Here is a 13,771-nt window from a genome sequence, read left to right as displayed (position 1 = left end):
ACAAGATTGCCGTTTGCAACACGAGACGGCAATAAACCGCCGAGGCAGGAGGCACAATGCGCACAGTAATCTTCGATCTGGACGGAACTTTGGCCGATACGTCGGGCGATTTGCTCGCGGCGGCCAACCACTGTTTTCGCCAGATGGGGCATGGGGATGTCTTGGTTCACGATGATGACGCAGCCGTTGCCTTGCGGGGTGGACGGATGATGCTGACCCATGGGCTGAAGCGGGTCGGTGCTTATGATGAGGATACTGTTCTGTCCTATTATCCCACCCTGCTTGAGGCTTACGCGAAGGACATCGACACCCACACTCGGTTCTATCCCGGTGCGCTTGAGGCTGTCGAAATGCTGAAATCCCAAGGTTATGGCGTAGGTATCTGCACCAATAAACCCGAGGCTCTGGCCCATCAGCTGCTGACCCAGATGGGCGTTCGGGATCAGTTTGCGTCTTTGGTGGGCGCAGATACGTTGCCCGTGCGCAAACCGGACCCCGAACCACTGCGCGAAGCCGCGCGCCGGGCCGGGGGACACCCCGATTTGTGTGTGCTGATCGGCGATTCCGACACCGACCGAAATACGGCGCGGGCAGCGGGCGTGCCCTCGGTGCTGGTGACGTTTGGCCCGTCCGGGGAAGATATGGCCGCATTGGAACCCGAAGCACTGCTGCATCACTTTGATGATCTGCCAGAGCTGGTCACCGGACTGATTGGTGCGGCGGCACAAATTCTTGACCCCAACCCTTTGCAGGATCAGAACTAGCCCATGACCGAAATATTCACTGGCAGCTTCACCCAGCAGGAACCTATTCCAGAAGAGGCGATCGACGCCGCCATGGCCGTTCTGCGCCATGGGCGTCTGCATCGCTATAACGTCGTCCCCGGAGAGTTGGGCGAAACCGCGCTGCTGGAGCAGGAGTTCGCGGCGCAAATGGGGGCGAAATACTGTCTGGCTGTGTCTTCTGGGGGTTATGCACTGGCCACCGCATTGCGGGCCGTGGGGGTGCAGCCGGGTGATCCGGTTTTGACCAACGCCTTCACGCTTGCGCCGGTGCCGGGGTCGATTGCCTCGGTCGGGGCAAGGCCGGTTTTTGTGGGCGTGACTGAGAATCTGACGATTGATCTGGATGATCTTGAGGCCAAGCTGGATCAGGCGCGGGTGCTGATGCTCAGCCACATGCGCGGACATCTGTGCGATATGGACCGGCTAATGCAGATGTGTGATACGGCGGGCGTTGCGGTGATCGAGGACTGCGCCCACACAATGGGTGCCGCATGGCGCGGGCAATTGTCGGGGCGTCAGGGGGCGATTGGGTGCTATTCCTGCCAGACGTACAAACACGTCAATTCCGGTGAAGGCGGTCTGCTGATCACCGATGACGAAGTGCTTGCGGCCAAGGCCACGATGCTGTCGGGTTCGTACATGCTGTATGAACGCCACCTTGCCGCACCGGGGCCCGAGGTGTTTGAAAAGATCAAATACACCACGCCCAATGTGTCCGGCCGCATGGACAATCTGCGCGCTGCGATCCTGCGCCCGCAACTGCGTGATCTTGACCGGCAGGTGCAGCGCTGGAACGAACGCTATGACGAGATCGCGACCGGCCTGCGGGACACCCCCGGCCTGACCATCGTCGAGCGTCCCGAGCAAGAGACCTATGTCGGTTCGTCGATCCAGTTCTTGCTGCTCGACTGGACGCCCGAACGCATTGCCGAGGTAATCCGTCGTTGCGGTGCACGGGGGGTTGAGATTAAGTGGTTTGGTGGGGCGGAGCCGACGGGATTCACCTCGCGCTATGACAGTTGGCGCTATGCCGAAAGCACGCCATTGCCCGCAAGTGATCGTATCCTTGCCGGGGTGATGGATATGCGCGTGCCGTTGACTTTTTCGCTGGACGACTGCCGCCTGATCGCGCGCATCATCCGGGCCGAAGTTGGGGCTGTGTTTCAATCGTGATCCAATTGAGTGCGCCTTTGGCGCACGCTTTAATCTTGAAAAATGCCACCCTGTTCGGGGTGGCATTTTCTTTAGTGCTAGCCTTCTCATTGACCCGTGGAGGATTCGCTGTTACCTAATTATTGAACAAGTGTTCATTAATTCGATGAGGAGGTCGCAACATGTTCACGGCCACAATGCAATTTGATCTGGGTGAGGATGTGAACGCTCTGCGCGAGATGGTGCATCGCTGGGCGCAGGATCGGGTCAAACCGATGGCGGCCGAGGTCGATCAATCGAACGCCTTTCCCAATGAACTGTGGAAAGAGATGGGCGACCTCGGGCTGTTGGGCATCACCGTGCCCGAAGAGTATGGCGGGGCGGGGATGTCCTATCTGGCCCACACCGTAGCGGTGGAGGAGGTGGCGCGGGCCTCGGCTTCGGTCTCGCTGTCTTACGGGGCGCATTCGAACCTGTGCGTCAATCAGATCAAGCTGAACGGCAATGACGAGCAGAAGGCGAAATACCTGCCGCGCCTGATCTCGGGTGACCATGTTGGCGCGCTTGCAATGTCCGAAGCCTCGGCCGGATCAGACGTTGTGTCGATGAAGCTGCGCGCGGAAAAGCGTAACGATCACTACCGTCTTAACGGCAACAAATATTGGATCACCAATGGGCCGGACGCGGACACGCTAGTCGTGTATGCCAAGACTGACCCCGAGGCGGGTTCAAAAGGGATCACGGCCTTTTTGATCGAGAAAGAGATGAGGGGATTCTCGACCTCTACGCATTTCGACAAGCTGGGGATGCGGGGGTCGAACACAGCCGAACTGATCTTTGAAGATGTCGAAGTGCCGTTCGAGAACGTTCTGGGCGAAGAGGGCAAGGGCGTTGCGGTTCTGATGTCAGGTCTGGATTATGAACGCGTCGTGCTGGCTGGGATCGGCACCGGCATCATGGCTGCCTGTCTGGACGAGATCATGCCCTATCTGGCCGAGCGTAAGCAGTTCGGCAAACCGATCGGAAGCTTCCAACTAATGCAGGGCAAGATTGCCGACATGTATACCGCGATGAATTCCGCGCGGGCTTATGTCTATGAAGTTGCCAAGGCTTGTGACCGGGGTGACGTGACCCGTCAGGATGCAGCGGCGTGCTGCCTTTACGCCTCGGAACAGGCGATGACGCAGGCGCATCAGGCTGTGCAGGCGATGGGCGGGGCCGGGTTCCTGTCGGATTCAGCGGTCAGCCGGATATTCCGAGACGCCAAGCTGATGGAGATCGGCGCGGGCACCAGCGAAATTCGCCGAATGCTGATCGGGCGCGAGTTGATGAGCGAAATGCGCTGAGAAAAACGCCCCGCCAAAGGGTGGCGGGGCGTTAAAGACAAGGATCAGAAGCGATGGACGTAGGATACGCCGACCAGCCAGGGATCGATTTCTGCAGTGCCGATATCGGTGCCGTTCAGTTTGACGTCCGAGTCGATGTCGAACCAGCGCACGTTCAGACGCACGGCTCCTTTTTCGGTGACCATGTAGTCCAAACCGGCTTGCAGCGACACACCGAAGGAGTTGTCGATGTCCAGATCCCCAAGCGCGGATTTTTCGTCAAAGAAGATGGTGTAGTTCAGACCGGCGCCAACATAGGGCTTCCAGGCACTGTTGGTCGCGAAGTGATAGTTCAGCGACAGGGTGGGCGGCAGGTGTTTGGTGCTGGCCAGATCGGTGCCCCCCAGCGCGATGCTGTGGCTGAACGGGGTCGCGGCCAGCAGTTCGATGCCAAGATTGTCCTGGACAAAATACTCTACTGTGAAGATCGCGCTGGTGTCTGCGTCAATGTCGGTATCGAGACCAGCCAGGGTTCCGTTGTCGGATTTCGGGTCCAGATAACCAACACCGACACCCACGGTCCAGTCACCTTGGTTCTGGGCCATTGCAGGGGCGGCAAGTGCGACAAGCGCAGTCGAGAGCGTCAAAGCGGCGAGTGTTTTGGTCATTTTATGGCCTTTGAATTTGTTGATGAGTCGCTTGTGCAGGACCGGACCGTTGCGAACTCTGATCTGCATCAAGTTCCTGTGAAAACAAGGGGGCGTCCGCGCCCGCCAAGGGTAAGAAAAACAAGGGGTTTTGCGCATGCATCCCGATAGGTGCATACCCGGTATACGGAAGTCGGGCGTCTGGGATATTCCGGATCAACTCAATATGGCGCGACAATGCCTGGCGCATCCTCGTGACAATGTGGCCATCGTTGATCTGACAGACGGGTACCGCGAAGCCGTTACCTTTGGTCAACTCACGCGCATGACGGACGGGATTGCACGTGAACTGCAGCAGCAGGTGCAGCCCGGCGACCGCGTGGGTGTGTTGCTGAGCCAGTCGCCCTGGTGTGCGGCGGCGCATCTGGCGATCTGGAAGCTTGGGGCGGTTTCGGTGCCGCTGTTCAAGCTGTTCAAGCGGGATGCGTTGGCCTCGCGCGTGGGGGATGCGGGTGCGCGTCTGGTGCTGACCGATGCCGAAGGAGCCGCGGTGCTGGGCGATCTGGCCCACCCGGTTCTGGTCGAACATATTGCACCATCGGATGATCCGTTCCCCTGCTCAGATACAGGCCCCGATAATCCGGCGGTGCTAATCTATACCTCGGGCACCACGGGCAGCCCCAAGGGCGCACTGCATGGGCACCGGGTTCTGACCGGCCACCTGCCGGGTGTCTCGATCAGCCACAATTACCTGCGCGAAGGCGATTGCCTATGGACACCTGCGGATTGGGCCTGGATCGGAGGTCTGTTCGACGTATTGATGCCCGGGCTTGCGCTGGGTATTCCTGTGGTCGCGGCGCGGTTGGAAAAGTTTACGCCGGAAGCCTGCGCCGACGTGATCGCCCGCGGCGGGGTGCGGAACGTGTTCTTCCCCCCGACGGCGCTGCGGATGCTGAAGGCTGCGGATCAAAGTATCCCCGACCTGCGCTCGGTCGCTTCGGGCGGTGAGCCGCTAGGGGCCGAGATGCTGGCATGGGGGCAACAGGCGTTTGGCCTGACGATCAACGAATTCTACGGCCAGACCGAATGCAACATGGTCGTATCCTCCTGCGCCGAGGATTTCCCGGTGCAACCCGGCTGCATCGGTAAACCAGTGCCCGGGCACGAGGTAGCGGTAATCGATGAGGACGCCAATCCGACCGATGAAGAAGGTGACGTGGCCATCCGGCGCGGTTCGGCCTCGATGTTGCTGGAATACTGGAACCGGCCCGAGGCGACGGCTGAGAAGTTCCGGGGCGACTGGCTGATCACCGGAGATCGCGGCGTGTGGGAGGGCGAGTATCTACGCTTTGTCGGTCGCGATGATGACGTGATTACCTCAGCCGGATACCGCATCGGCCCGGCCGAGATCGAGGATTGCCTGCTAACCCACCCGGCGGTGGCGACCGTGGGCGTGGTCGGCAAGCCCGACCCACTACGGACCGAGATCGTGAAGGCCTATGTGGTGCTGAAACCGGGGGCTGAGGCTTCGGGGTCGGAGTTGCAGGACTGGGTCAAGGCGCGTCTGGCTCAGTATTCCTATCCGCGTGAGGTCGCATTTCTGGAGGAGTTGCCGATGACGGTGACGGGGAAGGTGATCCGGAAGGAATTGAAAGTGCGAGCGGCGGCGGAGGACAAACAATGCTGAATAAGTTGCACAGCTTTGATTTGCTTACTCTAGGCACTGTTTCAGTTCTCACCTTTGTGCTGCCCCAAGACCTTTGGGCACAGAACTATCAAGTTCAAGATGAGCACGGACAAACTACCGTGGACCAAGCCTACATGGATGCTCAAGTCCGTGGGTGTGTCGAAAGTGCTGGAGCACCAACAGACCTTTCCGACTGTATTGGTGCTTTTTCGGGCGATTGCATGAATGAAGATATTTCTTGGGGGCAAAGCACTCTGGGAATTTACTTTTGCGTCGAAGCTGAAACAGCGGTCTGGGACACGCTGGTGGACGAGAGTGCCGCAGACCTGCTGGTTCATTACAGCATGCTTGATGAAGGAGACGCTGAGAAAGCTTCCTCTCTACCTTTTAGAGTGCCGAGTTTAACCGAAGCACAAGAACGTTGGGAAGAAATGCGGGAGGCGGACTGCTTGGTGGAGTATCTTCAGTGGAGAGGGGGAACAGGTGCGAAACTCCTTGGGGCCGGGTGTCGCTTGGAGCGAACGAGCCAAAGAGTGGTTTGGTTAAAGACGTTGTTGGAGGAAAGATGATGCTTCTTATTTCGGCGGGTTTTCTGATGGACCAGGAAAGCAAAGAATGAAACTCACATCCAAAGCCACGCCCGCCTCTGAGGGCTTCAAGACAAACCGCACCGCTCATCTCGATGCGCTGGCACAAATCGCTGCCGCCGCCGAAGCAGCCCGCATGGGCGGTGGTGAGAAATCCCGCGCGCGGCATGAATCCCGGGGAAAGATGCTGCCACGTCGTCGGGTGGCGAACTTGCTGGACCCGGGGTCTCCGTTCCTTGAGATCGGGGCGACGGCGGCGCATGCGATGTATGGCGATGCTGCGCCCTGTGCTGGGGTTGTCGCGGGTATTGGCCGGGTGCAGGGGCGCGAGGTCATGGTGGTGTGCAACGACGCCACCGTGAAGGGCGGCACTTATTACCCGATGTCGGTCAAGAAACATCTGCGGGCGCAGGAGATTGCTGAGGAAAACAACCTCCCCTGCATATATCTGGTCGATAGCGGCGGCGCGAACCTGCCCAATCAGGATGAGGTCTTCCCCGACCGCGACCACTTTGGCCGCATCTTCTACAATCAGGCAAGGATGAGCGCCAAAGGGATTGCACAGATCGCCGTGGTAATGGGCTCGTGTACGGCGGGTGGGGCCTATGTGCCTGCGATGTCGGATGTGACGATCATTGTGCGTGACCAAGGCACGATCTTTCTGGCCGGGCCGCCTCTGGTCAAGGCCGCGACCGGAGAGATCGTCAGCGCCGAAGATTTGGGTGGCGGCGACGTTCATACTCGCTTGTCTGGTGTAGCCGACTATCTGGCCGAGGATGACGCCCACGCGCTGGCCTTGGCGCGCCGCGCGGTCGGATCGCTGAACCTGCGCAAGCCGCAGACAGTGGACTGGGCCACCCCCGAGGACCCGGCCTATGACCCCGAGGAAATTCTGGGTGTAGTGCCCGCCGATCTGCGCACGCCGTATGACATCCGCGAGGTGATCGCGCGGTTGGTCGACGGCTCGCGTTTCGATGAGTTCAAACCGCGCTTTGGCGAGACGCTGGTGACTGGCTTTGCCCATGTCAAAGGCTGCCCTGTCGGGATCATTGCCAACAACGGCGTGCTGTTTTCCGAAGCTGCGCAGAAGGGCGCGCATTTTGTCGAGCTGTGTTCGCAGCGGAAAATCCCTCTGGTGTTTCTGCAGAATATCACCGGGTTCATGGTTGGTCGGAAATACGAAAACGAAGGCATCGCACGGCATGGGGCCAAGATGGTGACAGCAGTTGCCACGACGAACGTGCCGAAGGTCACGATGCTGGTCGGCGGTTCTTTTGGGGCCGGGAATTACGGCATGGCGGGACGGGCCTATCAGCCGCGCTTCCTATGGACATGGCCGAACTCGCGGATTTCCGTGATGGGAGGCGAACAGGCGGCGGGTGTTCTGGCCACCGTCAAACGCGACGGGATCGAACGGCAGGGCGGCACCTGGTCTGCCGAGGAGGAGGCCGAGTTCAAACGCCCCACACTGGAGATGTTCGAGGAACAGTCGCATCCGCTCTATGCCTCTGCTCGGTTGTGGGATGATGGCATCATTGACCCACGCAAAAGCCGCGATGTGCTGGCGCTGTCGCTGAGAGCCGCGCTGAATGCCCCGATTGAAGAGACACGTTTCGGCGTGTTCAGGATGTGATGCGCATGGACCTGAAAGAAGTAATGACCCGCTACCCGGACGCACAGACTTTTAAGTTCGGCGATAGCGCTGCCTTGAGTGCTGAATTGCTGGCATTGGTGCGCTCAGGCCAAAAAAAAGCAACTTGTGGGGCGCTGCGCGACTATCCGGGCGGAAGCCCTGAGACACCAGTTGTCGGGCGACGCGATATCGCTCTGGAATGGGATGACACCCCGGCTTTGGTGATCGAAACGGTCGATGTCACGATCTGTTGTTTTTGCGATGTGACTGAGGACTTTGCATTGGCCGAGGGTGAGAATGAAACGCTTGAAGGATGGCGCGAGGATCACCGTTGTTACTTCGAGCGCAATGGCGGTTTCGATCCCGAGATGGAGTTATTGTGCGAACGTTTCCGTCTTGTCGAAGATCTGGCTGTTGAGGGGTAAGACATGTTCAACAAAATCCTGATTGCCAACCGGGGCGAGATCGCATGTCGCGTCATGGAAACGGCTCAGAAAATGGGCGTCTTCTGTGTTGCGGTCTATTCCGACGCGGATGCCTCGGCAAAACATGTGCAGATGGCCGATGAGGCTGTCCGTATCGGCGGCGCGGCTCCCGCTGAAAGCTACCTGAAGGGCGACGTGATCATTCAGGCTGCGCTGGATACCGGAGCTCAGGCGATCCATCCGGGGTATGGCTTTCTCTCGGAAAACCCCGAATTCGTGGATGCGGTCGATGCGGCTGGTTTGACGTTCATCGGCCCTTCGGCGGATGCGATCCGCAAGATGGGTCTCAAGGATGCGGCCAAGGTTCTTATGGAGCAGGCAGGCGTGCCGGTTGTGCCGGGATATCATGGTGACAATCAGGACCCCGAACATCTGGCGGGCGCTGCTGAAACCATCGGCTATCCCGTGTTGATCAAGGCCGTGGCAGGTGGCGGCGGCAAGGGCATGCGGCTGGTTGAACGTCCCGAGGATTTCGCCTCAGCATTGGACAGCGCACGGGGTGAGGCCAAAACAGCCTTTGGCAATGACGCCGTTCTGGTCGAGAAATTTGTCGCCAAACCCCGCCATATCGAAGTGCAGGTGTTTGGCGACGGCACCCATGCGGTGCATCTGTTTGAACGAGACTGCTCGCTTCAACGCCGACACCAGAAGGTGATCGAGGAGGCTCCGGCCCCGGGTATGACGGCTGAGATGCGCGAGGCGATGGGGCAGGCGGGCGTGCGGGCCGCCGAGGCGATCGGGTACAAGGGCGCAGGGACGGTTGAATTCATCGTTGATGCTTCGGACGGGCTGCGTCCGGACAGGTTCTGGTTCATGGAGATGAACACGCGCCTGCAGGTCGAGCATCCCGTGACCGAAGCGATCACCGGGGTCGATCTGGTCGAATGGCAATTGCGGGTCGCCGCTGGCGAGGCGTTGCCGAAACGTCAGGACGATCTATCCATCACTGGCCACGCATTTGAGGCCCGTCTTTATGCCGAGGACGTGCCCAAGGGCTTCCTGCCTGCAACGGGCACCCTGACGCATCTGCAATTCCCTACGGCCTGCCGTGCCGATAGCGGAGTGCGTGCGGGTGATACGATCAGCCCTTGGTATGACCCGATGATCGCTAAAGTCATTGTCCATGGCCCCACGCGCGCGGTTGCATTGGAACAGCTTCATCGTGCCCTGCAGCAGACCGAGGTCGCAGGCACCGTGACCAACCTCGCCTTTCTGGGCGCGCTGACCCGGCATGACGGTTTCGCCACAGGTGATGTAGATACCGGGCTGATCGGGCGGGATATTGATGCGCTGACACTGGTAGCTCCGATTTCGGCAGCGACATGCGTGGCGGCTGCGATGATGGCGTTGGACTTGGTCGATACGAAGGAAGAGACTGGGTTTTCCCTGTGGGCTCCGTTGCACCGAGCAGTTCAGCTAAAGGCAGATGACACCCTTGATCTTGATGTTCAGGTTGAAGGTTCAAATCGTCAGGTTTGGCAGGTCGGGGAAGATACTGTCATTGCCGAGCGCAGCAACGGTATCTGGTCCATTGACGGCAACCCAATGCCGCAGGTGTCGGTTTCGGGCGCGCGGATCACGGTCTTTGACACCTACGGGCAGGCGTTTGACATTGTTGATCCGCTGGACCGCGATGCCAGCGCTGCAGGCGATACTAACGTGATCGAAGCCCCCATGCCCGGGTTGGTCAAGGCGGTGTTTGCCACCGTGGGTCAAAAGGTAAGTGAGGGAGACAGGCTTGCCATTTTGGAGGCGATGAAAATGGAACATTCCCTTCTGGCCGCCCGCGACGGTGTCATTGCCGAGGTGCTGACTGAGGACGGCGCGCAGGTCGAAGCCGGAGCGGCCCTGATCAGATTGAAAGAAGAGTGACCTGTTCGCGCACCGCATCGCGTGGCACAGTCAGGCCATCCGAACAGGACACGAAACAAAACCGGGAGGAGCGCAGCCATGGGTGAGCGGGTCGAGATTTTCGAAGTAGGTCCACGTGACGGCCTGCAAAATGAACAGTGTGAGATCCCGGTGGCCGAGAAAGTGGCGCTGGTCGACTGCCTCAGCCGCGCCGGGTTCAACCGGATCGAAGTGGCCAGTTTTGTATCGCCCAAATGGGTGCCGCAGATGGCCGGCAGTGCGGAAGTTTTGGCCGGAATAAAAAGGACAGATGGGGTGCGCTATGCCGCGCTGACGCCCAACATGCGTGGATATGAGGATGCCCTGACGGCCAAAACGGATGAAATTGCAGTATTCGCCTCGGCCTCCGAGGGATTTTCGAAAGCCAATATCAACGCCACGATTGCCGAATCCATCGAGAGGTTTACACCGATCCTCGAGGCCGCGCGCCACATTGATCTGCCGGTGCGTGGCTATGTCTCTTGCGTGACCGACTGCCCCTATGATGGCCCAACACCGCCCGAGAAGGTGGCCGAGGTCGCAGATCAGCTGTTTGGCTTGGGCTGCTATGAGATCTCATTGGGCGATACAATCGGGCAGGGGACGCCAGATACCATCGCGCATATGCTCTTAGCCGTACGAGAACGCGTGCCGGTAACCCGTCTGGCTGGGCATTTCCACGACACCAATGGCCGGGCGCTCGACAATATTGATGCTGCCCTGGCGCTGGGCGTGCGGACCTTTGATACGGCAGTTGGTGGATTGGGCGGCTGCCCTTATGCGCCCGGAGCTGCGGGGAATGTTGCGACCGAGGCCGTGGCCGCCCATCTGGAGCGGTTGGGCTATGAAACCGGACTTGATCTGGAAATCGTAGAACAGGCCGCGCAAATGGCGCGGGCCATGCGGCCAGAGTGAGGGGCGGGCATGTTTGAAACGATCTCGGTGATCACAGACGCGCGTGGAGTTGCGACTTTGACGCTCGACCGGGCGGAAAAACACAACGCGATGTCGGCGCAGATGATTGCCGAACTGACACAAGCGGCCGCGCAATTGGGTGCAGATGACACAGTGCGCGTGGTGGTGCTGACCGGGGCGGGCAAGAGTTTCTGTGCGGGCGGTGACCTGGGCTGGATGCAGGACCAGATGGCCGCCGACCCCGAAACGCGGTTTGCCGAGGCGCGCAAGCTGGCCGAGATGCTGCAGGCGCTGAACACCATGCCCCGCCCGCTGATCGGTGCGATTCAGGGCAATGCGTTTGGCGGTGGTGTTGGGCTGACTGCCGTTTGCGACGTGGCCATTGGTGTGGACAGCGTAAAGATGGCCCTGACCGAAACGCGGCTGGGCCTGATCCCCGCCACGATTGGCCCATATGTGATTGCCCGGATGGGTGAGGCGCGGGCGCGGCGCGTGTTCATGTCGGCCCGGTTGTTCGATGCTGTCGAGGCGGTCGAGCTTGGGCTGCTGGCCAAAACCGTTCCGGCAACCGATTTAGCTGATGCGGTCGAAGCCGAAGTTCTGCCCTATCTTTCCTGTGCGCCAGGCGCGGTTGCCTCGGCCAAGGACTTGGTCAGCAAGCTGGGACCCAATATTGACGATGCTGTGATTGACCAGACGATCGGAGCCTTGGTGGATCGGTGGGAAACCGACGAGGCGATTGAGGGAATCGGTGCGTTCTTTGAAAAGCGAAAACCTGTATGGAAAAGTTAGGTTTAGGCCTTAATTTCATTGCAGTTGCAGTAGGAATCACCTTTCCCGGATCACAGGGCATGACAAGTGGATTATTACTCCTGTCTGCGACTGTGTTCGGTTGACCCTCTGACCCCGCGCGGATAGAGAATGTCCAGTCAACACGCCAATTGACGGCGCCCCCCGACCGGGTTGCGCAGGAAAGGAGCTATTCGTGGAAGACCTGCTACGGGAGTATCTCCCGATTCTGGTGTTTCTGGCCGTTGCTGTCGGCCTTGGAATCGTCCTGATTCTGGCGGCTGTGGTTCTGGCAGTCCGCAACCCCGACCCTGAAAAGGTCAGCGCATATGAATGTGGCTTCAACGCCTTCGACGATGCGCGGATGAAATTCGACGTCCGATTCTATCTGGTCTCGATTCTGTTCATCATCTTCGATCTGGAAATCGCCTTTCTGTTTCCGTGGGCCGTCGGCTTCAAGGACATCAGCGATGTAGGGTTCTGGTCGATGATGGTGTTCCTGGGTGTTCTGACCATCGGCTTTGCCTATGAATGGAAGAAGGGGGCCTTGGAATGGGAGTGATGACGGGTGCAAACACTGCCGGTGTCGACAAAGAAGTTGCAACCCAGGCCCTGAATGCCGAGTTGCAGGACAAAGGGTTCCTGCTGACCTCGACCGAAGACATCATCAACTGGGCCCGCACCGGATCGCTGCACTGGATGACCTTCGGTCTGGCCTGCTGCGCGGTTGAGATGATGCACACCTCGATGCCGCGTTATGATGCCGAACGGTTCGGTATCGCCCCGCGGGCGTCCCCGCGTCAGTCCGATGTAATGATCGTGGCGGGAACGCTGACCAACAAGATGGCTCCGGCGCTGCGCAAGGTTTACGACCAGATGCCCGAGCCGCGCTATGTGATCTCGATGGGGTCCTGCGCAAATGGCGGTGGGTATTACCACTATTCCTATTCGGTCGTGCGCGGCTGTGACCGCGTGGTTCCAGTGGATATTTACGTCCCCGGATGCCCGCCAACCGCCGAGGCGTTGCTGTATGGCCTGATGCAGTTGCAACGCAAAATCCGCCGCACCGGCACCATCGTACGCTGAGGAGAGAGCTGATGAGCGAAGCACTCAAAGAACTCGGCGCGCAGCTTGAACTGAAACGGGCCGATTGCGTTCTGTCCTGGGATGTGACCCATGGCGAGCTGAACGTGGATGTGGCGCCGTCGAACCTTGTGGAATTCGTTGAGTTCCTGAAATCCGACCGGAATTGCCAGTTTTCGTCGCTGGTTGACATCACTGGCGTGGATTACCCCGAACGGGCCAAGCGGTTCGATGTGGTGTATCACTTCCTGTCGATGTACCAGAACCAGCGCATCCGCCTGCGGGTTTCAATTCGAGAAGAAGACATGGTGCCCTCGATCGTTGACGTTCACCCCTCGGCGAACTGGTTCGAGCGTGAGGTGTTCGACATGTTCGGCATCCTGTTCTCGGGCCACCCGGACCTGCGCCGCATCCTGACCGACTATGGGTTCCGCGGCCACCCGCTGCGCAAGGATTTCCCGACCACCGGCTATACCGAGGTGCGCTATGACGAAGCGCAAAAGCGCGTTGTCTATGAGCCCGTGTCGTTGGTGCAGGAATACCGTCAGTTTGATTTCATGTCCCCGTGGGAAGGCGCGAACTACATTCTTCCGGGGGATGAAAAACAGGAGACTGAATAATGGGTGGCATCTGGTGGCTGATCCTTTCTGCACTGACCATCATTCCGATGGTGAAGATTTTGCCGTTTTTCGGGATCAACAAGTTCTGGTGCCTTCTTTGTCTGGTTCCATTTGGCACAATTGCGTTGCTGTGGTGGGTTGGGCTGAAACTGCAAGAGTTGGAGCGCCGCTGA

Annotated in this window: 15 protein-coding genes; 14 read left to right on the top strand and 1 reads right to left on the bottom strand. The window is 59.2% G+C overall.

Annotated features, from left to right (window positions below; genetic code table 11):
* Positions 1 to 56: 56 nt before the first annotated feature.
* The 3 genes from ACR0AL_RS06115 to ACR0AL_RS06105 all read left to right on the top strand — a co-directional run bounded on the left by ACR0AL_RS06115 (position 57) and on the right by ACR0AL_RS06105 (position 3,283).
* Positions 57 to 764 carry an HAD-IA family hydrolase gene (locus tag ACR0AL_RS06115; RefSeq protein WP_170348119.1) on the top strand — a complete coding sequence of 236 codons (708 nt, stop codon included), beginning with the start codon at positions 57 to 59 and terminating at the stop codon, positions 762 to 764.
* Between the two features lie 3 nt (positions 765 to 767).
* Complete coding sequence (locus ACR0AL_RS06110) at positions 768 to 1,958, top strand: DegT/DnrJ/EryC1/StrS family aminotransferase (protein WP_170348121.1); 1,191 nt, start codon at positions 768 to 770, stop codon at positions 1,956 to 1,958.
* Between the two features lie 161 nt (positions 1,959 to 2,119).
* Positions 2,120 to 3,283 carry an isovaleryl-CoA dehydrogenase gene (locus tag ACR0AL_RS06105; protein ID WP_480662319.1) on the top strand — a complete coding sequence of 388 codons (1,164 nt, stop codon included), beginning with the start codon at positions 2,120 to 2,122 and terminating at the stop codon, positions 3,281 to 3,283.
* 44 nt (positions 3,284 to 3,327) lie between these two features.
* Here ACR0AL_RS06105 and ACR0AL_RS06100 read toward each other — a convergent pair whose 3' ends face one another.
* Positions 3,328 to 3,930, bottom strand: a complete 603-nt coding sequence (locus tag ACR0AL_RS06100; RefSeq protein ID WP_170348125.1) for an OmpW/AlkL family protein — start codon at positions 3,928 to 3,930, stop codon at positions 3,328 to 3,330.
* 136 nt (positions 3,931 to 4,066) lie between these two features.
* Here ACR0AL_RS06100 and ACR0AL_RS06095 point away from each other — a divergent pair, with 136 nt between their 5' ends.
* The 11 genes from ACR0AL_RS06095 (at position 4,067) to ACR0AL_RS06045 (ending at position 13,771) form a co-directional block, all read left to right on the top strand.
* Positions 4,067 to 5,596, top strand: coding sequence for an AMP-binding protein (locus ACR0AL_RS06095; protein ID WP_480662317.1), 1,530 nt, complete (start codon positions 4,067 to 4,069; stop codon positions 5,594 to 5,596).
* On the top strand, positions 5,590 to 6,165 hold the full coding sequence (locus tag ACR0AL_RS06090) for a lysozyme inhibitor LprI family protein (protein ID WP_170374593.1): 576 nt from the start codon (positions 5,590 to 5,592) through the stop codon (positions 6,163 to 6,165). Before ACR0AL_RS06095 ends, ACR0AL_RS06090 begins: the two co-directional genes overlap by 7 nt.
* A gap of 46 nt (positions 6,166 to 6,211) precedes the next feature.
* A complete protein-coding gene (locus tag ACR0AL_RS06085) occupies positions 6,212 to 7,816 on the top strand; it encodes a carboxyl transferase domain-containing protein (RefSeq protein WP_480662315.1) in 1,605 nt (534 codons plus the stop codon).
* Entirely contained in the window at positions 7,816 to 8,241 is a 426-nt protein-coding gene (locus ACR0AL_RS06080; protein WP_170348133.1) for an ASCH domain-containing protein, read from the top strand. Before ACR0AL_RS06085 ends, ACR0AL_RS06080 begins: the two co-directional genes overlap by 1 nt.
* Positions 8,242 to 8,244: 3 nt before the next feature.
* On the top strand, positions 8,245 to 10,173 hold the full coding sequence (locus tag ACR0AL_RS06075) for an acetyl/propionyl/methylcrotonyl-CoA carboxylase subunit alpha (RefSeq protein WP_170348134.1): 1,929 nt from the start codon (positions 8,245 to 8,247) through the stop codon (positions 10,171 to 10,173).
* A gap of 78 nt (positions 10,174 to 10,251) precedes the next feature.
* On the top strand, positions 10,252 to 11,106 hold the full coding sequence (locus ACR0AL_RS06070; protein ID WP_480662313.1) for a hydroxymethylglutaryl-CoA lyase: 855 nt from the start codon (positions 10,252 to 10,254) through the stop codon (positions 11,104 to 11,106).
* Positions 11,107 to 11,115: 9 nt separating this feature from the next.
* A complete protein-coding gene (locus tag ACR0AL_RS06065; protein WP_480662311.1) occupies positions 11,116 to 11,898 on the top strand; it encodes a crotonase/enoyl-CoA hydratase family protein in 783 nt (260 codons plus the stop codon).
* A 193-nt stretch (positions 11,899 to 12,091) separates the two neighbouring features.
* A complete protein-coding gene (locus tag ACR0AL_RS06060; protein ID WP_050602775.1) occupies positions 12,092 to 12,457 on the top strand; it encodes an NADH-quinone oxidoreductase subunit A in 366 nt (121 codons plus the stop codon).
* On the top strand, positions 12,448 to 12,981 hold the full coding sequence (locus ACR0AL_RS06055; protein WP_010442777.1) for a NuoB/complex I 20 kDa subunit family protein: 534 nt from the start codon (positions 12,448 to 12,450) through the stop codon (positions 12,979 to 12,981). Before ACR0AL_RS06060 ends, ACR0AL_RS06055 begins: the two co-directional genes overlap by 10 nt.
* Before the next feature lie 11 nt (positions 12,982 to 12,992).
* A complete protein-coding gene (locus tag ACR0AL_RS06050) occupies positions 12,993 to 13,598 on the top strand; it encodes an NADH-quinone oxidoreductase subunit C (protein ID WP_170348140.1) in 606 nt (201 codons plus the stop codon).
* Positions 13,598 to 13,771: a hypothetical protein gene (locus ACR0AL_RS06045; protein WP_058274391.1), complete on the top strand. Its 174-nt coding sequence runs from the start codon at positions 13,598 to 13,600 to the stop codon at positions 13,769 to 13,771. Before ACR0AL_RS06050 ends, ACR0AL_RS06045 begins: the two co-directional genes overlap by 1 nt.

Source organism: Ruegeria sp. BB1 (assembly GCF_056539465.1).
Note: the sequence above shows the minus strand (reverse complement) of the source record. Positions and strands in the feature narration are given on the sequence as shown.